19 protein-coding genes are annotated in these 19,237 nt (G+C 72.9%); 4 read left to right on the forward strand and 15 right to left on the reverse strand.

The genetic code is table 11. The annotated features are described in order from the left end of the window. Positions 1-74 precede the first annotated feature (74 nt). Positions 75-1,820, forward strand: a complete 1,746-nt coding sequence (locus tag KBB57_RS03275; protein ID WP_290746733.1) for a class I adenylate-forming enzyme family protein — start codon at positions 75-77, stop codon at positions 1,818-1,820. A 4-nt stretch (positions 1,821-1,824) separates the two neighbouring features. Here KBB57_RS03275 and KBB57_RS03280 read toward each other — a convergent pair whose 3' ends face one another. After that, complete coding sequence (locus KBB57_RS03280; RefSeq protein WP_290746736.1) at positions 1,825-2,430, reverse strand: glycoside hydrolase family 19 protein; 606 nt, start codon at positions 2,428-2,430, stop codon at positions 1,825-1,827. A 234-nt stretch (positions 2,431-2,664) separates the two neighbouring features. On the opposite strand from KBB57_RS03280, the gene KBB57_RS03285 reads away from it, so the two are divergent. Both KBB57_RS03285 and aspS read left to right on the forward strand, forming a co-directional pair. Then, a complete protein-coding gene (locus tag KBB57_RS03285) occupies positions 2,665-3,903 on the forward strand; it encodes an SLC13 family permease (protein WP_290746739.1) in 1,239 nt (412 codons plus the stop codon). Between the two features lie 923 nt (positions 3,904-4,826). Further along, on the forward strand, positions 4,827-6,608 hold the full coding sequence (gene aspS, locus KBB57_RS03290; protein WP_290746742.1) for an aspartate--tRNA ligase: 1,782 nt from the start codon (positions 4,827-4,829) through the stop codon (positions 6,606-6,608). 106 nt (positions 6,609-6,714) lie between these two features. Here the strand turns inward: aspS and KBB57_RS03295 are convergent, their stop codons facing one another. From KBB57_RS03295 to KBB57_RS03345, 11 genes are all read right to left on the reverse strand, one after another. Then, complete coding sequence (locus KBB57_RS03295; protein WP_290746744.1) at positions 6,715-7,353, reverse strand: MT-A70 family methyltransferase; 639 nt, start codon at positions 7,351-7,353, stop codon at positions 6,715-6,717. Continuing rightward, the gene (locus KBB57_RS03300; RefSeq protein ID WP_290746747.1) at positions 7,350-7,928 is read right to left on the reverse strand and encodes a DUF4202 domain-containing protein; all 579 of its coding nucleotides are present in this window, start codon (positions 7,926-7,928) and stop codon (positions 7,350-7,352) included. The genes KBB57_RS03295 and KBB57_RS03300 overlap by 4 nt, the downstream gene beginning before the upstream one ends. A gap of 76 nt (positions 7,929-8,004) precedes the next feature. Continuing rightward, a complete protein-coding gene (locus tag KBB57_RS03305; protein WP_290746750.1) occupies positions 8,005-8,493 on the reverse strand; it encodes a pyridoxamine 5'-phosphate oxidase family protein in 489 nt (162 codons plus the stop codon). Positions 8,494-9,025: 532 nt separating this feature from the next. Continuing rightward, complete coding sequence (locus tag KBB57_RS03310; protein ID WP_290746753.1) at positions 9,026-9,514, reverse strand: acyloxyacyl hydrolase; 489 nt, start codon at positions 9,512-9,514, stop codon at positions 9,026-9,028. A 98-nt stretch (positions 9,515-9,612) separates the two neighbouring features. Next, positions 9,613-10,458 (reverse strand): D-glucuronyl C5-epimerase family protein, encoded by an 846-nt coding sequence (locus KBB57_RS03315; protein WP_290746756.1) that lies wholly within the window; start codon positions 10,456-10,458, stop codon positions 9,613-9,615. A 3-nt stretch (positions 10,459-10,461) separates the two neighbouring features. Continuing rightward, the gene (locus KBB57_RS03320) at positions 10,462-11,121 is read right to left on the reverse strand and encodes a sulfotransferase family 2 domain-containing protein (protein WP_290746759.1); all 660 of its coding nucleotides are present in this window, start codon (positions 11,119-11,121) and stop codon (positions 10,462-10,464) included. Between the two features lie 41 nt (positions 11,122-11,162). After that, positions 11,163-12,011: an ATP-binding protein gene (locus KBB57_RS03325; RefSeq protein WP_290746762.1), complete on the reverse strand. Its 849-nt coding sequence runs from the start codon at positions 12,009-12,011 to the stop codon at positions 11,163-11,165. Then, a complete protein-coding gene (tatC, locus tag KBB57_RS03330; RefSeq protein WP_290746765.1) occupies positions 12,008-12,856 on the reverse strand; it encodes a twin-arginine translocase subunit TatC in 849 nt (282 codons plus the stop codon). Before tatC ends, KBB57_RS03325 begins: the two co-directional genes overlap by 4 nt. After that, the gene (gene tatB / locus KBB57_RS03335) at positions 12,853-13,359 is read right to left on the reverse strand and encodes a Sec-independent protein translocase protein TatB (protein WP_290746768.1); all 507 of its coding nucleotides are present in this window, start codon (positions 13,357-13,359) and stop codon (positions 12,853-12,855) included. The genes tatC and tatB overlap by 4 nt, the downstream gene beginning before the upstream one ends. Before the next feature lie 23 nt (positions 13,360-13,382). Beyond that, positions 13,383-13,604 carry a twin-arginine translocase TatA/TatE family subunit gene (locus KBB57_RS03340; RefSeq protein WP_290746771.1) on the reverse strand — a complete coding sequence of 74 codons (222 nt, stop codon included), beginning with the start codon at positions 13,602-13,604 and terminating at the stop codon, positions 13,383-13,385. Positions 13,605-13,735: 131 nt separating this feature from the next. Next, positions 13,736-14,848 carry an ABC transporter ATP-binding protein gene (locus KBB57_RS03345; protein ID WP_290746895.1) on the reverse strand — a complete coding sequence of 371 codons (1,113 nt, stop codon included), beginning with the start codon at positions 14,846-14,848 and terminating at the stop codon, positions 13,736-13,738. A 103-nt stretch (positions 14,849-14,951) separates the two neighbouring features. On the opposite strand from KBB57_RS03345, the gene KBB57_RS03350 reads away from it, so the two are divergent. After that, on the forward strand, positions 14,952-15,536 hold the full coding sequence (locus tag KBB57_RS03350; protein ID WP_290746774.1) for a hypothetical protein: 585 nt from the start codon (positions 14,952-14,954) through the stop codon (positions 15,534-15,536). Here KBB57_RS03350 and KBB57_RS03355 read toward each other — a convergent pair. The 3 genes from KBB57_RS03355 to KBB57_RS03365 all read right to left on the reverse strand — a co-directional run bounded on the left by KBB57_RS03355 (position 15,518) and on the right by KBB57_RS03365 (position 19,233). Continuing rightward, positions 15,518-17,278, reverse strand: a complete 1,761-nt coding sequence (locus tag KBB57_RS03355) for an ATP-binding protein (RefSeq protein ID WP_290746776.1) — start codon at positions 17,276-17,278, stop codon at positions 15,518-15,520. The genes KBB57_RS03350 and KBB57_RS03355 overlap by 19 nt on opposite strands. A gap of 124 nt (positions 17,279-17,402) precedes the next feature. Continuing rightward, entirely contained in the window at positions 17,403-18,251 is an 849-nt protein-coding gene (gene map, locus KBB57_RS03360) for a type I methionyl aminopeptidase (protein ID WP_290746779.1), read from the reverse strand. Between the two features lie 76 nt (positions 18,252-18,327). Beyond that, complete coding sequence (locus tag KBB57_RS03365; protein WP_290746782.1) at positions 18,328-19,233, reverse strand: LysR family transcriptional regulator; 906 nt, start codon at positions 19,231-19,233, stop codon at positions 18,328-18,330. Positions 19,234-19,237: the final 4 nt, after the last annotated feature.

The following is a 19,237-nucleotide window of genomic DNA, read 5'->3' on the forward strand; positions in this document are numbered from 1 at the left end:
ATGCATCGGGTTGCCGGCGACCCGCGGCAGGGCCGCCCCCGACCGCACGCGGATCGCCTCCGGCGACGCCGGCGATGACCCTGCCCTCCCTCTACGACGAGGGCCCCTTCGCGCCGGTCCCGCGCCCCTTCAACCTCGCCGCCCACGCCCTCGCGGCCGCGGACCGGACCCCCGGCAAGACCGCCCTCGAGATCCTCGCCGCCCCCGGCGAGGTCGCCGAGGCCTGGAGCTACGCCCGCCTCCGCGACGCCGTGCTGCGCGCCGCCGGCGGCCTCGCGGCGCGCGGGGTCGCGCCCGGCGACCGGGTGCTGCTGCGGATCGGCAACTCCTCGGACTTCCCCGTGCTCTTCCTCGCCGCCAACGCGCTCGGCGCCATCCCCGTCCCGACCTCCACGCTGCTCACCGCGCCCGAGGTCGCGACCCTCGTCGACGACCTCGACCCCCGCGCCATCCTCGTCGGCGCCGGCGTCGCCCCGCCGCCCGACCCGGGCCGCGCCGACCTCCTCCTCGCCCCCGACCTCGCCCGCCTGCGCGCCGCCGCCCCGGTCGCCGGCTTCGCCGCCACCGACCCCGACGACCCGGCCTACATCCTCTACACCTCCGGCAGCGCCAGCCGGCCGAAGGGCGTGCTCCACGCCCAGCGCGCCGCCTGGGCCCGCCGCATGATGTGGGACGGCTGGTATGGCCTGACCGCGGAGGACCGCGTCCTGCACGCCGGCGCCTTCAACTGGGCCTATACCCTCGGCGCCGGCCTGATGGACCCCTGGGCGGCCGGCGCGACGGCGCTGATCCACGCCGGCCCGCCCTCCCGCCACGTCTGGCCGGCGCTCGCCGCGGCGCACCGCGCCACCCTCTTCGCCGCCGTCCCCGGCGTCTACCGCCAGATGCTCGACGCGCCCGCCCTGCGCGCGGGCTTCGCCCGCCTCCGCCACGGCCTCAGCGCCGGCGAGGCGCTCCCCGCCTCCGTCGCCGCCGCCTGGACCGCCGCGACCGGCAAGCCGGTCTACGAGGCGATCGGCATGACCGAGATCTCCACCTACGTCTCCTTCTCCCCCACCTCGCCCCCCCTCCCCGGCCACGTCGGCCGCCCCCAGCAAGGCCGCCGCGTGGCGATCCTCCCCGAGGACGACGAAACGCCCGGGACGGGCGGCTCCCTCGGCTCGCCCGGGACGGGCGACACACCCACCTCTCCCCGGACGCGCCGCGCCTCCATCTCTCCCGGCGCGGGTAGGACGCCCGCATCGCCCGGGGACGACACGCCGGTCTGGCCAGGGACGGGCGGAACACCTGCCTCTCCCGGGACGGGCGGCGCCTCCGCCTCGCCCGGGACGGGCGAGACGCCCGTCCCCCGCGGCGCGGAGGGCCTCCTCGCCGTCTCCCGCCGCGACCCCGGCCTGATGCTCGGCTACTGGCGGCGGCCGGAGGAGACCGCGGCGGCCATGCGCGGCGAATGGTTCCTCACCGGCGACCGCGCCCGCATGGACCCCTCCGGCACCATCGCCCATCTCGGCCGCGCCGGCGAACTGATGAACGCCGGCGGCTACCGCGTCAGCCCGGCCGAGGTCGAGGCCGCCCTCGCGCTCCACCCCGGCGTCGCCGAGGCCGCCGTCGCCGAGATCGCCCTCCGCGACGGCGTCTCGATCATCGCCGCCTTCTACGTCCCCGCCGGCGCGCCCGTCCCGCCCGAGGCGCTCGCCGCCCACTGCGCGGCGCGCCTCGCCCGCTACAAGCTGCCGCGCGCCTTCCACGCCGTCGCCGCGCTGCCCCGCACGGCGAACGGCAAGCTCCGCCGCGCCGCCCTCGCCGGCCTGCTCCCCTGACGGCTCAGCCCGTGGTGTAGGAGATCGCCGCGTAGTAGCGCCGCCCGTGCTCGGCGATCACGTTGGCCTTGTCGGTCCCGTTGATGATCCGCCGCGCGTTCGCCCAGTCCTGGGTCTTGCCGGCGAAGTAGTCCCCGAGCTTCTTGCCGGTGAACGTCCCCTTGATCATGCCGTGGAACATCACCCTGGTCGCGACCCCCACCTCCAGCGCCCGGTCCGGATTCGCCACCAGATCGACGCCGCAGATCTTGCTCATCGCCTCGTAATTGCACTTCCACGTCAGCTGGACGTAGCCCCTGCCGAAATACTTCAGCCCGTCCCCCGGCGCCGTGTTGCCCATCTTCTTCGCGAGCGTCGGCCGCATCCCGGTGATGTCGTACATCTTCTTGTACCAGCTCGGCCCGCCGTACTCCTTGATCGGCCGCATCGTGCGGTCGGTCTCGTGATGCACGGTCGCCAGCATGTAGGCGAGCCAGCGGTCGTCCTCCTTCCCGTGCTCCTTCTCCCAGACGTCGAGGATGCCCTCGATCCCCTCGACCTGGCTCTTGCTCATCGTCCCGCCGAACAGCGAGAGGCGGGCGGTCTCGTAGAAGGATTTCCGGTTGATCACGTATTCGACCTCCAATGAAGCCGCGCCGCCGGCCACGAGCACGCGACGGACCGCGACGCCGCGGCGATCGGTCGGGGATCGGGACGGGTCGGCACGAATGCGAAAGGCGCGACCCCGTCGGAAAAAGGGGCGGGACCGCCATGGACGGTTCAGGCGCAATGCGGGCATCCTACGCCAAACCCGCCTGCCTGGGAAGGGCGCCGATGGCCGGCCCCGCAGCCCCGGAGACCCGGCTTGGACCTGACCGTCGCCGTCTTCCTGCTCGTCTACCTCGCGATGGGGCTCGGGCACCTGCCGGGCTTCAAGGTCGACCGCACCGGCGCGGCCGTCGTGGGCGCGCTCGTGCTGATCGCCGCCGGCCGCATCGCCGCCGACGTCGCCTGGGCGGCGATCGACTACCACACCATCGGGCTCCTGTTCGGGCTGATGGTCGTCTCCGCCGCCTTCGTCGTCTCCGGCTTCTACGCCTGGGCGGCCGGCAGGATCGCCAGCCGCGACGCGGCCCCGCCCGCGCTCCTCGCCCTCCTCGTCGCGGTCGGCGGCGCGCTCTCGGCGGTGCTCACCAACGACGTGGTCGTCGTGGCGATGACCCCGCTCCTCGTCTCGATCACCCTCGCCCGCGGCCTGAACCCGACGCCCTTCCTGCTCGGCTTCTGCTTCGCCGCCAACGCCGGCTCCGCCGGGACGCTGATCGGCAGCCCGCAGAACATGATCGCCGCCGAGGCGCTGCACCTCTCCTTCACCGGCTTCCTGCGGCTCGCCGCCGTCCCGGCGGTCCTGTCGCTCGCCATCGTCTGGGGCGTGGTCGCCCTGCTCTATCGCGGCCGCTGGACCCTGCCGCACGCCGCGCCCGCCGGCCCCGTCGCCGTCGCCGCCCCGCCGGCCCCGAACCGGCTCGAGACCCTCAAGGCGGCGGCGGTCGCCGTCGCCGTGGTGCTCGCCTTCGTCCTCACCGACTGGCCCCGCGACCTCGTCGCGCTCGGGGCCGCCGCGGTCCTGCTCGTCAACCGCCAGGTCGCCTCGGGCGATCTCCTGCGCAACGTCGACGGCAACCTGATCCTGATGCTGATGGGGCTCTTCGTCGTCAACGCGGCGCTGGCCGCCACCGGCCTGCCGCAGCGCCTGCTCGCCGGGTTGCGCGACGTCGGCCTCGACCTCTCCGAGCCCATGCCGCTCTACGGCGTCGCCGCGGTCCTTTCCAACGTCGTCGGCAACAACCCGGCCGTGATGCTGCTCGCCCCGTTCCTCGACCGCGGCGCGGAAGCCGACGCGCTCGGCGCCGCCATCGCGCTCGGCACCGGCTTCTCCTCGAACCTCGTGGTCTTCGGCAGCCTCGCCGGCATCATCGTGGTCGAGCAGGCGGCGCGGCGCGGCGTGCGGATCGGCTTCGGCGAGTTCTGCCGCGCCGGCGTCCCCGTCTCCCTCGCCTGCCTCGCCCTCGGCGCCGCCTGGATCGCCCTCCTCACCCGCTGACCGCACGGCGCGACCGCAGCGCCGTTCCCAAGTCCATCCCCTCGGCTCCCCCGCGCCGCGCCGCGCTCCCCCGTCCTGTCGCGCAGGTTTCCCCCGGCGACGTCGGCGAGACCCTGCTCGGCCACGCCGCCTACTCGATCATCGACTCCGTCACGGTCGCCCCGGTCCCGGCCCCCGCCACCGGCTGGCTCCTCGCCGCCGGCGCAGCCTGCCTCGCCGCCCTCCGCCGCGGCGCATCCCGCCGCGCCTGACGCCTTGGCGGCGCCCGCCTGCTGCTGGACGAGCCCGAGCAGAACCGCTCCGCCCCGAGCAGGTTGACATGCGCATGTCACCCAGCGGGAGCCGTCGCGGGACGCGGCCTCGCCGCTGGTCGACCCCTTGCCGGACCGGACACAGCCTCCGTCGTGTCGCGGGGGATTTAAACACACTACACGACAGGAGCCGGTCGCCGCCCGAGGCCGCGTCGCTCCCCCCGACCGAAGCGGGCTCTGCCCGCGAGGCTGCGGCGCGACAAGCGAAAGCAGGGCTTTCGCCGCGCCGACGGCTGGAGCGCGGTTGCGCGGAAGCCGTCAGGGGTCCAGATTTCTCCGTCGCGCGCAATCCGTCCGTGATCGCCCCGGCGAGCGCGGAATCGCGCTCGCCCCCCGAGGGGCGATCGCGGACGGATTTGCCACGGGTCAAATCCGTCTGCCGTCACCGTCCCGCACTCTCCCGACCGGGGTTTCTCTCCACTGTCGTGTAGTCTGGGATTTAAATGTTACATTATAACTAAATAAGCAAGATCAATGACTTGTCGAATTTTCACGCGTGAACACCCGTGCGCGCCTCGCCCCCGCCGCCGGCCCGGCGCCGCCCGGCTATTGCCTAGCGGGCGGCCCCCCGGTATGTCCGGCCGGCCTTTCCCCATCCCGACGAGGCCGCCGATGCACGCCTATCGCACCCATACCTGCGCCGACCTGCGCCTCGCCGACGTCGGCGAGACCGTGCGGCTCTCCGGCTGGGTCCACCGGGTGCGCGACCACGGCGGCGTCCTCTTCATCGACCTGCGCGACCATTACGGCGTGACCCAGGTGCTCTGCGACGGCGACAGCCCGGCCTTCCGCGAGGCCGAGAAGCTCCGCGCCGAGTGGGTGGTCCGCATCGACGGCGAGGTGAAGGCCCGCGACGCCGCCCTCGTCAACCCGAAGATCCCGACCGGCGAGATCGAGGTCTTCATCCGCGACGTCGAGGTCCTCTCCGCCGTCGAGGGCGACCTGCCGCTGCAGGTCTTCGGCGACGCCGAGTATCCCGAGGAGACCCGGCTCAAGTACCGCTTCCTCGACCTCCGCCGCGACAGCCTGCACCACACGATCATGCTGCGCTCGAAGGTGATCCGCCACCTGCGCGAGGCGATGCACGGCCAGGGCTTCACCGAGTTCCAGACCCCGATCCTGACCGCCTCCTCGCCCGAGGGCGCCCGCGACTTCCTTGTCCCCTCGCGCCTCCACCCGGGCAAGTTCTACGCGCTGCCCCAGGCCCCGCAGCAGTTCAAGCAGCTGATCATGGTGGCGGGCTTCGACCGCTACTTCCAGATCGCGCCGTGCTTCCGCGACGAGGACCCCCGCGCCGACCGCTCCCCCGGCGAGTTCTACCAGCTCGACATGGAGATGAGCTTCGCGACGCAGGAGGACGTCTTCCAGGCGATCGAGCCGGTGATGCGCGGGGTCTTCGAAACTTTTGGCGCGGGAAAACCAGTCACCCCTGACTTCCCGCGCATCGCCTATCGCGACGCGATGCTCTGGTACGGCTCCGACAAGCCCGACCTGCGCAACCCGATCCGGATGCAGGTGGTGAGCGAGCACTTCCGCGGCTCGGGCTTCAAGGTCTTCGCCTCGATCCTCGAACAGCCGGGCACGGAGGTCCGCGCCATCCCCGCCCCCGGCGGCGGCTCCCGCGCCTTCTGCGACCGCATGAACGCCTACGCCCAGAGCGAGGGCCTGCCCGGCATGGGCTACATCTTCTGGCGGGAGGCGGGCGAGGGCGTCGAGGCCGCCGGCCCGGTCGCCAAGGCCCTCGGCCCCGAGCGCACCGAGGCGATCCGGCAGCAGATGGGCGTCGGGACCGGCGACGCGGTGTTCTTCCTCGGCGGCCTCCCGGCGAAGTTCGAGGCGGTGGCCGGCAAGGCCCGCAACGTCATCGGCCGCGAGCTGGGGCTGACGGTGGAGGACCGGTTCGACTTCGCCTGGATCGTCGACTTCCCGATGTACGAGCGCGACCCGGACAGCGGAAAGCTCGACTTCAGCCACAACCCCTTCTCGATGCCGCAGGGCGGGCTGGAGGCGCTCACGACGCAGGACCCGCTCGACGTCCTCGGCTACCAGTACGACATCGTCTGCAACGGCGTGGAGCTCTCCTCGGGCGCGGTGCGGAACCACAAGCCCGAGCTGATGTACAAGGCCTTCGAGATCGTCGGCCACGACCGCGCCTTCGTCGACGAGCATTTCGGCGGCATGCTGTCGGCCTTCCGCACCGGCGCGCCGCCCCATGCCGGCATCGCGCCGGGGGTGGACCGCATCGTCATGCTGCTCGCCGGCGCCGAGAACATCCGCGAGGTCATCATGTTCCCGATGAACCAGCGCGCCGAGGACCTGATGATGGGCGCCCCCTCCGTCCCCACCAACGAGCAGCTCCGCGACCTCGGCCTGCGGCTGGCCGCCAAGGCGTGAGCGGAACCCCGGAGCCCGCGCGACACGCGCGGGTTCACAGGGTGCGCTTCCATGAAACCAACGGCTTGACGAATTTTCACGCGTGAACGGCGGCGCAGGTCCGCGCCTACTCCGCTGCGGTCCCGGAATTGTAGGCGTAGGTGTCCCAGCCCGGCCGGTAGGCCTCGGTCGCCTGGTTCCCCCAGACCGTCCAGCCGTCGCGCAGGCCGCGGCCGAAGAGCTCGAGGTAGGGGCCGGGGGAGCAGGCCTCGATCAGCGGGTATTGCTCGTCCGGCTTGCGCGAGTGCTCGCGCTTGCGGCTGGCGATCAGGTTCACCTGGCGCCGCCCCGCCGCCCGGGTGCGGGCGTTGCGGCCCCGCACCCCGAAGAGCAGGATCTCGGTGACGTTGCGGAAGTAGAATCCCACGCCGCGCCCGTCCGACCCGCCGTCCCTGCGCACCTTGTGCCAGATGAGGTTCGCCTTGTAGTCGAACCCCCAGGCCCGCAGCGTCTCCAGCCCCTCGGGCAGGAGCGCGTTGGGGGTCCAGAGATAGCAATGCGCCGTCGCCTCCAGGTGGTCCGCGACCGGCAGCGCGCAGATTTCCGCAAGCGTCAGCGTCGGATAGCGGCCGAGGCGGCGGTGCTCGGGGGCCACCTTTCCGGTCCGGTTGGCGAAACGCCAGGGCGGGTCGGCCAGCACGGTCGCGAAGCGGCGGCCGGCGAGGTCGCGAGCGAGGTCGCGGGCGACTTCGGGGGCGGCGCTCATCCGGCCATCGCGGCGGCGAGCTCGGGCGGCAGGTCAAACTCCGCCACCGCCCGGCTCCGGGCTTCGGGCGACATCTTGCGGGCGGTCTTCGCGACGATCCGCACGATGTCGTCGGGATGTTGCGGGGCGAATTCGGCGAAGTGCCAGCGCAGGAAGACGAAGCAGATCACGTCCTCCAGCGCCTGCGTCTCGGGGTCGCGCTTCAGGCCCTCCTTGCGGAGCATCGCCCCGACGCGGGCGCGGTCGGCCTCGCCATAGCCGGCCTCGGCCATCAGGGCCTCGACCCGGGCGGCGTGGCGGCGGCCCTGCTCGACGCGCCAGGCGAGGTAGCCGGGGCGGTCGTCGGGATAGGCGTCGCGGGGCAGCCTCCAGCGCTCGATATGCTGCCCGCGGGCGGCGATCTGAAGGTTTTCAGAGGCTTCCGGGAAGAGGCGCGCCAGCTCCGCGCTCATCCGCTCGCCGTAGACGAGGGCGGCGGGGCGGCCGGTCGGGTCGGAGGTGGGGTCGGCGGCGTTGGCGGCGTCGATGGCGGCGAGGGTCGCCGCGAGGCGGTCTTGGGGCGTTGGGGCTGGCATCGGCGGGGCTCCTCCGGGGACCGCGAGCTTCGCCGGGCTGGCGGGCGCAGGCAAGTCCCCGGACGGGCCGGAGGCGTCAGGCGAGGCTCACCTTGGCGACCTTGTCCTTGTAGTCCTCCTTGGGGTCGGCGCCGAGGAGGAGGCGGACGCCGGCGAAGAGGCTGGCGGCGTTCTCCCAGATCTCGGCCTCCTTCGGGTCGAGCCGCAGCAGGGCGAGCCTGAGGTCGTCCTTGCCGCCCTCGAACCAGGCGGCGACGTAGCGGTTCCACAGCCGGTCGATCGTGGCCCGGTCGTTGTCGATGCGCAAGCTGCCGTGAACGCAGGCAAAAACGTCGTGGCCCTTGTCGGCGAAGGTCATCACGGCGTGGTCGCCGGCCTTCAGCTCGCGGACGAGATCGGCGTCGGTGGAGGTGAAGAACCAGATCGGGCCCTCGTCCTCGCCCTCCAGCTGGGCGGTCATCGGGCGGGAATGGCCGTGGTCGCGGCCGGGGAGGCCAAGCATGACGGTCATGTCCGAGCGCAGGGCCTTCCAGAATTTTGCGGTCAGCTCCTCGGGGGTGGGCATCGCGGTCCTCCTTGCTGATGCCGCCATCAACGGGGGCGCCGCCGCGAGGTTCCGCGGCGCCCGCGGGTCGGTTTTTCACGGCCGTCGCTCCGGGGGGCAAAAGCCTTTGGGCCGGCTGAAAAAATCGGGGCCGGAACGCGGCTGGCACACTGCACGACAGTGGAGAGGAAGCCCGGCCCGAGGCTGGCCGCGACGCTGACGCCAGACGGATTTGACCCGCGGCAAATCCGTCCGCGATCGCCCCTGCGGGGGGCGAGCGCGTCGCCGCGCTCGCCGGGGCGACCACGGACGGATGGCGCGCTCCCGGAGAAATCGGCGCCCCTCACGGCTTCCGCGCCAACGCGCTCCAGCCGTCGGCGCGACAGGCGAAAGCCGTGCTTTCGCCTGTCGCGCCGGGCCTCGCGGGCAAGCCCGCTTCGGTCGGTCGGTCGGTCGCGCGCGCCCCGTGGATCCAGCAGAGCAGACAGGTGTCGTGTAGTGTGCGCGGCTGGAATCCGGCTTGCCACTCTTTCACGTTGCGTTAGCCCGAAGGTCAGAAACGGTGGGCGACGACGAGGAGGACGCTCTCGATGCCGGGATTGTCGACGGCGGTCGAGGCGTTGGACTTGTGGTTGGCCATCAGGCCGAGCCACCAGTTCTCGGCCACCGCGACGCTGAAGCCGAGCTGCGAGCGGAACATCGGGAACTCGGTCCCGAGGTCGTTGCCCCATTCGCCCTCGCCGTAGCCGCCGAGCATGACGCTCGCCTCGAGCCGCAGGCGGTCGCCGAGGGGGAAGAACAGCACCGGCCCGGCGCCGGCCCAGAGGTCGCTGTCGTCGGCCTCCACCGCCGCGCCGAGGGCGAGCTCGAAGCGGGGGCGAGTCCAGAGCGGGCCGGTGCGCGCCTCGACGGCGTAGTCGGGAACGCCGTTGCCGCGGAGGTTGTCCATGCCGACGGCGGCGGCGAACTCGAAGGCGCCCGCCCGCGGGGAGGCGAGCAGCGCCACAAGGACAAGCGCGCGGGCGAAGCCCGTGGTTTTCAAGGCGTTCCGTCCCAAGACCCCGGCTCCGCGGCCGGCGCCGAATTAGGCGCAGACTTCCCGGACGCGCGCAAGACGGCCATAGCCCAAAGTGGTTCCGATCACCCGCCGGCGTCCGGCGCAGGCTGCGCCTGCGCTTCGAAGCGGGCGCGCCACGGGGCGAACGCCGGATCGACGCGGGACAGGATCGCCAGCTGCCGGACGTGGATGGCGTGGTAGTGCCGCGACGCCCGCCGGCCATGGATGTCGTAGGCCGACCAGTCGCCGAGGTCGAACCTCGGCATCAGCTCCAGCGCCGCCGCCATCCCGCTCGCCGCGAGCTCCGCCGCGACGGGAGACGCGGCGCGCGTGCCGACGTCGAGCAGTCCGAGGACGGCGAAGAGCAGTCCGTTCAGCACCTTCGGCTGCTGATTGCCCGGGTCCGCCATCTTCTCGAACCACAGGTTGCCTGCGGCGGTTCGTGTGGACAGCCCCCCGGAGGCGACGTCTACCGGGAAGGCCGCGAGGAGATCGTCGAGCGGGGCGGCATAGGCGGCGTCGCCGCTCACCTCGGCGGCCCGGGCGAGGAGCTGCGCGCCGACCGCCTGCGCGTGGGCCGACCGCCACCCCGGCCCGGTGTCGTAGGAGAAGGGGTAGGTATAGACCCAGACCCTGAAGCCGTCGCGGCGCTCGACGTTGGCGAGCAGCCAGTCGGCGCAGCAGAGCAGCATCCGTCGCGCCTCCGCCTGGCCGGATGGCCGGAACTCGTCGAAGTTCGCCGGCCATTTCGTCCAGTCGTAGCTCAGAAGGACCGGCGCCTCGTCCCGGCGGAAGAACTGGTTCCAGTACCAGAGGCCGCGCTCGGCGGCGGCGAGGATGCTGCGCTGGCGGCCGATGGATAGGCCGCGATAGACCCCGTAATCGCTGTAGGGAACGCCGTCGGCGTCCACGAACATCCTGAACGCCACTGCCTAGCCTTCCCCGAGCGAGAAACCGAAGGCGCCGATCTCCTTGCGGCAAAGATCTGCGATGAGCGCGCGCTGGCCCTCCGAAAGCAACCTGATGGTGTCGCCCTTCGAGCGGGCGCCCGACTTTGCCCGGGGAAGCGCCCCGTCATAGGCGATGCCGACCTGCGCCAGCGCCTCGGTCAGGCCCGTCTCCAGCTCCTCGTAGAGGACCACGCGATCGACGGCGATCTGGTCGTCGATGCTGTAGATCGGCCAGTTCGACCAACCGTCGGCGTTCGCGGATTTCAGGCGGGAGGGGGAGCCTTCGGCGATGGCGTCGAGGAAGGCCTCCAGCGAGATGGGAGCATGGCGGTGGCTTTGGCGCCAGCGCCAGAGCGAGATCAGCCGATCCCAGGGATTTCGCTCGACGGCGAATTTGAAGTAGCTGCGCCAGACCGCGTCGCCCACCAGCGCGCGCACCTGCGCGGCGGTGGCGGGGGGCGCGAGGCCTCTCGGCTTAAGCGCCGCGGCCAGGTCGGGTCGATGATCGCGCAGGTCGGCGGTCAGCGCGGCGAGGTCCGTCTCCGGGTCGAGGCGGGAGGCGAGCCAGATCTCGAGCGAGGAGCCCGCGGTCTTGCGGGTCTTGAGGAAGATCATCCGGTGGCGATGCGAGACGATCGACATGACCCGGGACTCCGCGCAGCTCCGACCCCGTGGCGGCGGGTCTAGCCCAACCGCACGCCGCGGCGGCCGGCGAGGTCGGTGACGTATTGCCAGGCGACGCGGCCGGAGCGGCCGCCGCGGGTCTGGCTCCATTCGATCGCGCCGGCGCGCAGCTCGTCGTCGGGGATCGCGATGCCGTAGGCGTCGCAATAGCCGCGGATCATCGCGAGGAAGTCGTCCTGCGAGCAGTTGTGGAAGCCGAGCCACAGGCCGAAGCGGTCGGAGAGCGAGACCTTCTCCTCGACCGCCTCGGAGGGGTTCACCCCGGTCTGGCGCTCGTTCTCGATCATGTCGCGCGGCATCAGGTGGCGGCGGTTCGAGGTGGCGTAGAGGACGACGTTCTCGGGGCGGCCCTCGACGCCGCCGTCGAGCACCGCCTTGAGGCTCTTGTAGTGGGCGTCGTCCTTCTCGAAGGAGAGGTCGTCGCAGAAGAGCAGGAAGCGCTGGGGGGCGCCGCGCAGGAGGCCGAGGAGGCGGCCGATGGTCGGCAGGTCCTCGCGGTGCAGCTCGACGAGCTTCAGGCCCGGGCTCTCGGCGGCGGCGGCGGCGTGGGCGGCCTTGACGAGCGAGGACTTGCCCATGCCGCGGGCGCCCCAGAGCAGGACGTTGTTGGCGGGATAGCCGCGGGCGAACTGCCGGGTGTTGGCGAGGAGCGTGTCGCGGGCGCGGTCGACGCCGACGAGGAGCGCGAGCTCGACGCGCGAGACCTTCGGCACCGGGTCGAGGCGGTCGGGGTCGGGGCGCCAGACGAAGGCCGCGGCCGCGTCGAGGTCGGGCGGCGGGGCCGGCGGCGGGCTCAGGCGCTCGAGCGCGGCGGCGATCCGCGCGAGCGCGTCCTCGCCGCCCGTCACGTCCCGTCGCTCGCGCCTTCGAGCTCCTCGTCCCAGAGGCCGGCGGCGCGCAGCTCGGCCTCGCGCTTCCGCTCGACGGAGCGGACGAGCAGGATGGAGATCTCGTAGAGCGGGTAGATCGCCGCGAAGAGGATAAGCTGGGACAGGACGTCCGGCCCCGGCGTGACCATGGCGGCGGTGATCAGCATCAGCACGATGGCGTAGCGGCGGAACTTCGAGAGGCCCTTGGCCGATACGAGGCCGGCCATGCCCATCAGGGTGAGCGCCACGGGCAGCTGGAAGCAGACGCCGAAGGCGATCATGAACTTCATGGTCAGCGAGAGGTACTCGTTGATCGTACCGAGGAACTGGATCTCGACGTCCTGGCCCTCGACGGGGGCGCCGGCGCCGAACTGCTGGAAGCCGAGGAAGAAGTCGTAGGCGAGCGGGATCACCACGTAGAAGGCGAAGGCGCAGCCGAGCAGGAACAGGAGCGGCGAGGCGATCATGAACGGCAGGAAGGCCCGCTTCTCGCTGCGGTAGAGGCCCGGGGCGACGAAGCGCCAGAGCTGGTAGCCGATGATCGGGAAGGCGACGACGAAGCCGCCGAAGACCGAGATCCGCACCTGGGTCATGAAGCCCTGCTGGAGCCCGGTGAAGATCAGCTGCGGCTCCTGGCCGTGGTCGATGAGCAGGCCGGCGATCGGCGCGGCGAGGAAGTCGAAGATCGGGCCGGCGACGGTGAAGCAGGCGACCATGGCCACGGCGAAGGCGACGACGGAGTAGATGAGCCGGGTGCGCAGCTCGGCGAGGTGCTCGATGAGCGGCGCGGTGGAGTCGTCGATCTCGTCCTTGGCGTCCGTCATGGCTTGCCGCCGTCGGCGGGGGCGGCCTCAGGCGCCGGAGCCGGCGCGGGAGTCGACGGGGCTGCGACGGAGGCGGGCGCGGCGGCCGCCGCAGCCGCGGAGGCAGGGGCGGCAGAGGCGGAGGTTGGAGCCGAAGGCGTCGCCGGCGCCGCATCGGCGGAGGCCGGGGCGGCGGCGGTCGCGGCGGCCGTCGCCGTGGCGGCCGGGGCTGGGCCCTCGACGGTCTTGTCGATGTCCTTGACCACGCTCTCGGCGTATTTGCGCGCGGAGGCGGTCGCCGAGTAGTTCAGGCGGTCGAGGGCCTTCAGCTGCTGGGTGGCGTCCTTGAGGCCGCTCTCGTCGGCGGCGGCCTCCATCGAGCGCTGGAAGTCCCGCGCCATGGCGCGGGCGCGGCCCATGAACTGCCCGGCCGTGCGGAACAGCCCCGGCAGATCCTTCGGGCCCACCACGATCAGCGCGACGACGCCGATCAGGAACAGCTCGCCCCAGCCGATGTCGAACATGGCGCAGCGCGACCCCTAGCGGGTCACACCTTCTCCTTCTCGGGCGTCACGTCGCGGGCCGCGTCGGCGGCGGCGTTGCGGCGCTCGTGCTCGATCTCGTCGGCGCCTTCCTTGATGCCGCGCTTGAAGCTGGTGATGCCCTTGCCGACCTCGCCCATCAAGCCGGCGATCTTGCCCCGCCCGAACAGGACGAGGACGACGATGGCGATGAGCAGCAGACCTGCCGGGCCGATGTTGTTCAGCATGTCTCTCTCCCTTGCGGCGCGCCTTCCCCGGGGGCGGGCGCGCTCGCCTCTTCACATATGCCGCCTCGGGGGGATGATCAAACCCCAAACCGCCCGCTCGCGCGAACGCGAGCCGGCGCGGGAGGGGTCGATCAACGCGGGAACACGAAGCAGCGCTCGCGGGGGGCGGAGAGCCAGAGCGGGGTGCCGGGGCGCGGCAGGAAGACGCCGGGGACCTTCGCCTTGAGGAGGGGGCCGCCGTTCTCGACCTGGAGCTCGACGATCGACTGGTCGCCGACGAAGCGGGCGCGGACGACGCGGCTGCGCGCCGGGGCGCCGTCGCGGGCGGTCGGCCTCGGCCCGCCGCCGTTGCGGTCGAAGTCCATGCGCAGGTGCTGGGGGCGGATCGCCACCTCGACCGCGGCGCCCTCGGGGCGGCCCTCGCCGGGGAAGCTGCCGAACGCCGTCTCGACCGCGCCGTCGCGGACGACGCCGGGGAGCACGTTGAGGTCGGAGAAGAACAGCGCCGCCGCCTTGTCGGCCGGGGCGTTGTAGATCTCGAAGGGCGGGGCCTGCTGCACGATGCGGCCCGCGCGCATCAGCGCGATGCGGTCGGCCATGCGCATCGCCTCCTCGGGCTCGTGGGTGACCATGAGCACCGCCGCCCCCTCCTCCTTGAGGAGGTCGAGCGTCTCGTCGCGCACCTCGTCGCGCAGGCGGTCGTCGAGGCCGGAGAAGGGCTCGTCCATCAGGAGGATGCGCGGCTGCGGGGCGAGCGCGCGGGCCAGCGCCACGCGCTGCTGCTCGCCGCCGGAGAGCTGGTGGGGGTATTTCGCCGCGTGCCCGGCGAGGCCGACCCGGTCGATGAGCGCCAGCGCGCGGCGCTCGCGCTCGGGGCGGGGGCCGCGCAGGCCGAAGGCGACGTTGTCGAGGACGCGCAGGTGGGGAAAGAGGGCGAAGTCCTGGAAGACCAGCCCGACGCCGCGCGCCTCGGGCGGCAGGTGGCGGGCGGCGTCGGAGACGATGCGGCCGTCGAGCGCGACCGTGCCGGCACGCTGGCGCTCGACCCCGGCGGCGATCTTGAGGAGCGTCGACTTGCCGCAGCCGGAGGGGCCGAGCAGGCAGACGACCTCGCCGGCCTCGAGCTCGAGCGAGACGTCGCTCACCACGTCGACGCCGTCGTAGCCGTGCGACACGCCGGCGAGCGCCAGGCGGACCGTGCCGTCCGGCGCCGGGTCGCGTCGTCCCGCCCCTATTCCGACCATTTCCATCGAGTTTGCGCTTAGCGCCCCGCGGCCGCCGGCGCAAGCGAGGTTGCCAGCGGGCGGGCGGGCTGGCATCACGGCGGGCGCTTGCCGGAGAGGGGCGATGGACGGACCGAGCCAGCACGAGGCCTTCCTGCATGTCCGGGTGCTGGTCGGCGTCGTGGTCGGGCTGACGCTGACGCGGCTCCTCCTGTCGCTGGCGCGGCTGGTGCAGCATCCGGGCCATGCGCGGCTGTCGGCGATCTGGCTCGGCTGGGCGCTCTTCCTGCTGATCGCGACGCTGCATCTCTGGTGGTTCGAGTTCGGGCTGGCCACGGTGACGTGGCGGTTCGAGATCTATGCGTTCACGGTGCTCTATGCGGCGCTCTACTTCTTCACCTGCGCGGTGCTGACGCCGGACGCGATCGACGATTTCGCGCGGCTCGACGCGTGGTTCGACGCGCGGCGGGCGTGGTTCTATTGCCTGCTCGCGGCGCTGCTGCTCTGCGACCTGATCGACACGCGGCTGAAGGGGGAGGCGCATTTCGCGTGGCTGGGGCCGCTCTATCCGCTGCGGCAGATCGGGCTCGCGGCGGCGGCGCTGGCGGCGGCCCGGGCGCGGGACCGGCGCGTCGACGCCTGCGTGCTCGCGGCGGCGCTGCTGAGCGAGCTCGCGCTGATCGCCGGGCGCTACGACCTGATCGGCTGACCCGCCGGCTCGGCGGGCGCGGCGAGGCGGAGCGCCACCTCGATCCAGAACGTCGAGCCGCCGCCGGGGGCGTCCTCGACGCCGATGCGGCCGCCCATCCGTCGCACCACCTCGGCGCAGATCGCGAGGCCGAGCCCCGAGCCGCCGACATGGCGCCCCGAGGGCGCCTGCTCGTAGGGCAGGAAGATCCGCTCGCGCGCCTCGGCCGGCACGCCCTCGCCGGTGTCGCGCACCTCGATGCGCAGGCCGTCGCCGGCGAGCGGGCGGACCACGACGGTGACGGATCCGGCCTCGGTGAACTTGGCGGCGTTGCCGACGAGGTTGGTCAGCACCTGCCGCAGCCCGAGGCGCTGGCCGACGCGGCGGCGGGGCAGTCCGGGGGCGATGTCGGCGGCGAGCCGGAGCCCCCCGGCGTAGGGGAGGAAGCGCGCCTCGACCAGCACCTCCTCGACGAGCGCGCCGAGATCGAAGCTCTCGGCCTCCGTCTCGCCCCGGCGGCTCTCCAGCCGGGTGAAGTCGAGGAGCCGGGTGATGACGTCGAGGAGGTGGACGCCGGAGGTGCGGATGGTCGCGACCGAGTTGCGCAGGCTCGGCTCGAGGCCGGGCTCGGCCAGCACGACGCTCGCCATCCCGAGGATGCCGTTCAGCGGCGTGCGCACCTCGTGCGACACGGTGGCGAGGAAGCGGGTCTTGGCGGCGTCGGCCGCCAGCGCGCGCTCGGTCATCGCGGCGAGCCGGGCGGTGCGCTCCGCCACCCGCGCCTCGAGGTCGCGCTTGCGCGCCTCCACCTCGGCGAGCGCGGCGAGCCGGTCGCGGTTGACGGCGTGGACGAGCTGGCAGACCGCCACCAGCACCGTCAGGTAGATGACCGCGGTCACGAAGTCCGGTCCCGCCACCGTGCCGACCCGCGCGAGCAGCATCACCAGCGCCGCGAGCGCCATGAAGAACGACAGCGCCGCCCCGTCGAGGCTGCGCTTCTGCATGGCGATCCAGACGCAGAACGGGATGGCGCTGGCGAGCAGGACGCCGCTCGGGCTCGGCCCCGGGAGCGGCGCGTCGAGGAGGAGCCGGAAGCCGCCGAGGAGCGCGAGCCCCAGCGCCGCGGTGACCAGCGCCGGGCGCAGGTCGCCGCGCACCAGATGGGCCTCGCCGAGGCTGGCGATCGCCGCCCCGGCGATCAGCAGGCCGAGAGGCTCGAAGACCAGCGCGAGGAACGCCGTCTTCCAGGCCGTCGGCGGCGCGACCGGCGCGCCGGCGAGGCCGGCCGCGAGGAACGCCGCCGCGACGGTCGCGGAGAAGACACCGACGCCGGCGAGGAGGATCAGCCAGTCGCTGGTGCGGCTGCGCTCCGCCCGCCGCCGCGCGAGGCTGCGCATCGTCGCGGCCCCGGCGAGGGCGGCGATGCCGTGGGCGGCGGCGTCGATCGCCGCGGGCGCCGGCGCGAGCCCGCCGGCGAGCCCGGCGAGCCAGAAGCCGGCGGCCGCGGCGGCCGCGCCCCGCCGTCGCCGGATCACCGCGGCGAAGAGCGCGACGCCCGAGGCCGGGGTGGCGCCGAGGAGCGCCCCCTCGCCGAAGCCGAGGGCGCGGCAGGCGAGCGCGGTCGCGAAGGTGGCGGCGAGGATCAGGAGCTCCGGGCCGAAGCCGGCGGCGTCTCCGGCGCGGCGCGTCGCTGGCGCAGCCTCCGGAACGCCGGCGGCGGCTTTCGGGGCGCACGGCGCCGTGGCGGGCTCGGCCTGATGCACCGGCCCCGCCTGCGGCCGATCGCGAGGGTTGTCAACCTCGCTGACGACACAATCATGGCGGGATACGACATTCGCCCCGCGCCGCATGGGCGGCGGGGCGGACCGGCGCAAAGCCGCCGATGCGTCAGCCGCGCGGGGTGGGGGCCGAGGTCGGGTGGAAGAGGCCGGCCGGCGAGGCGGTGAAGATCTCGACGCCGGTCTCGGTGACGCCGACCGAGTGCTCGAACTGCGCCGAGAGCGAGCGGTCGCGGGTGACCGCGGTCCAGTCGTCGTCGAGGATGCGCGTCTCCGGACGCCCGAGGTTGATCATCGGCTCGATGGTGAAGAACATCCCCGGCTCGAGGATCGGGCCGGCGCCCCAGCGGCCGTAGTGCAGCACGTTCGGCGCGGCGTGGAACACCCGCCCGAGCCCGTGGCCGCAGAAGTCGCGCACCACCGAGCAGCGATGCGCCTCGGCGAAGCGCTGGATGGCGGCGCCGATGTCGCCGAAGGTGGCGCCGGGGCGGACCTGCGCGATGCCCTCCATCAGGGCGTCGTGGGTGATGTCGACCAGCCGCTCCGCCTTGCGGCTGGCCGTGCCCGCCACGTACATCCGGCTCGAGTCGCCGTACCAGCCGTCGACGATCACCGTGACGTCGATGTTGACGATGTCCTCGTCGCGCAGCGCGTCGCTGGAGCGGCCGGGGATCTTGTTGCCCGGGATGCCGTGGCAGACGACGTGGTTGACGCTGATGCAGGAGGCGTGGCGGTAGCCCTTGTAGCCGACGGTCGCCGAAGTGGCCCCGGCCTCGCGCACCATGCGGTGGATCTCGGAATCGAGCATGGCGGTCTCGACGCCCGGCACGACCAGCGGGCCGATGCGGTCGAGGACGTCGGCGACGACGCGGCCGGCCGCCCGCATCCCGGCGAAGTCCGCCGGATCGTGGATCTTGATGCCGTCCCGGTTGAGACGGCCGCTGGACGGGCTTTCCAAGGCGCGGCGCTCCTCGCGATGCGAGGGTCGAATCTAAGCCATTCCGGTCCGGGATTCAAACCCCCGGGGGCGCGCGTCACCAGCGGTCGGGACCGCGGCCGCGGAAATGCTCGGCGAGGAAGTCGACGAAGGCGCGGAGCTTCGGCTGGGGATAGCGGCCCGGCGGGTAGAGCGCCCAGACGCCCATCAGGTCGGGGGCGCGCCCGGGCAGGATCTCGACGAGGCGCCCCGCCTCCAGCGCGTCGCCGAGGATGAAGGAGGGCAGGAGCGCGATGCCGAGGCCCGCCTCGGCGGCGTGCAGCAGGACGTCGGCGTTGTTGGCGGTGAGCCGGCCGCCGACGCGGATGTGGCGCTCCTCGCCGCCGGCGCCGCGGAGGCGCCAGAAGTTGCCGGTGGCGAGGTTCGAGGAATGCAGGAGCCGGTGCTCGCCGAGGTCGTCGAGGGATTTCGGCGCGCCCATGCCGGCGACGTAGTCCGGGGCGGCGACCAGCACGCGGCGGGCCTCGGCGAGCTTGCGGGCCTTGAGCGAGGAATCCTCGAGCGCCCCGATGCGGACGGCGAGGTCGAAGCCCTCGGCGATCACCTCGACGAAGCGGTCGTCGAGCACGAGGTTGACGTCGACCTCGGGGCAGGCGCGCAGGAAGAGCGGCACGGCCGTCGCGAGCCGGGCGATGCCGAAGCTGACCGGGACCGAGACGCGGAGCGAGCCGCGGGGCGCGTCCTGCATCGAGGTGACCATGGCGTCGGCCTCGAGGGCGCCGGCGAGGACGCCGCGGGCGCGGTCGTAGTAGGCGAGGCCGAGCTCGGTCGGGCTGACGCGCCGCGTGGTGCGGTTGAGGAGGCGCACGGCGAGGCGGGCCTCGAGCGCGGCGACGTGCTTGGAGACCGCCGACTTGGAGAGGCCCATCTTGCGCGCGGCCTCGGTGAAGCCGCCGTGGTCCACGACGCGCACGAAGGCCTCCATCTCGGTCAGGCGGTCCATCCTC

This window comes from Amaricoccus sp., assembly GCF_017993425.1.
Lineage (GTDB): Bacteria > Pseudomonadota > Alphaproteobacteria > Rhodobacterales > Rhodobacteraceae > Amaricoccus.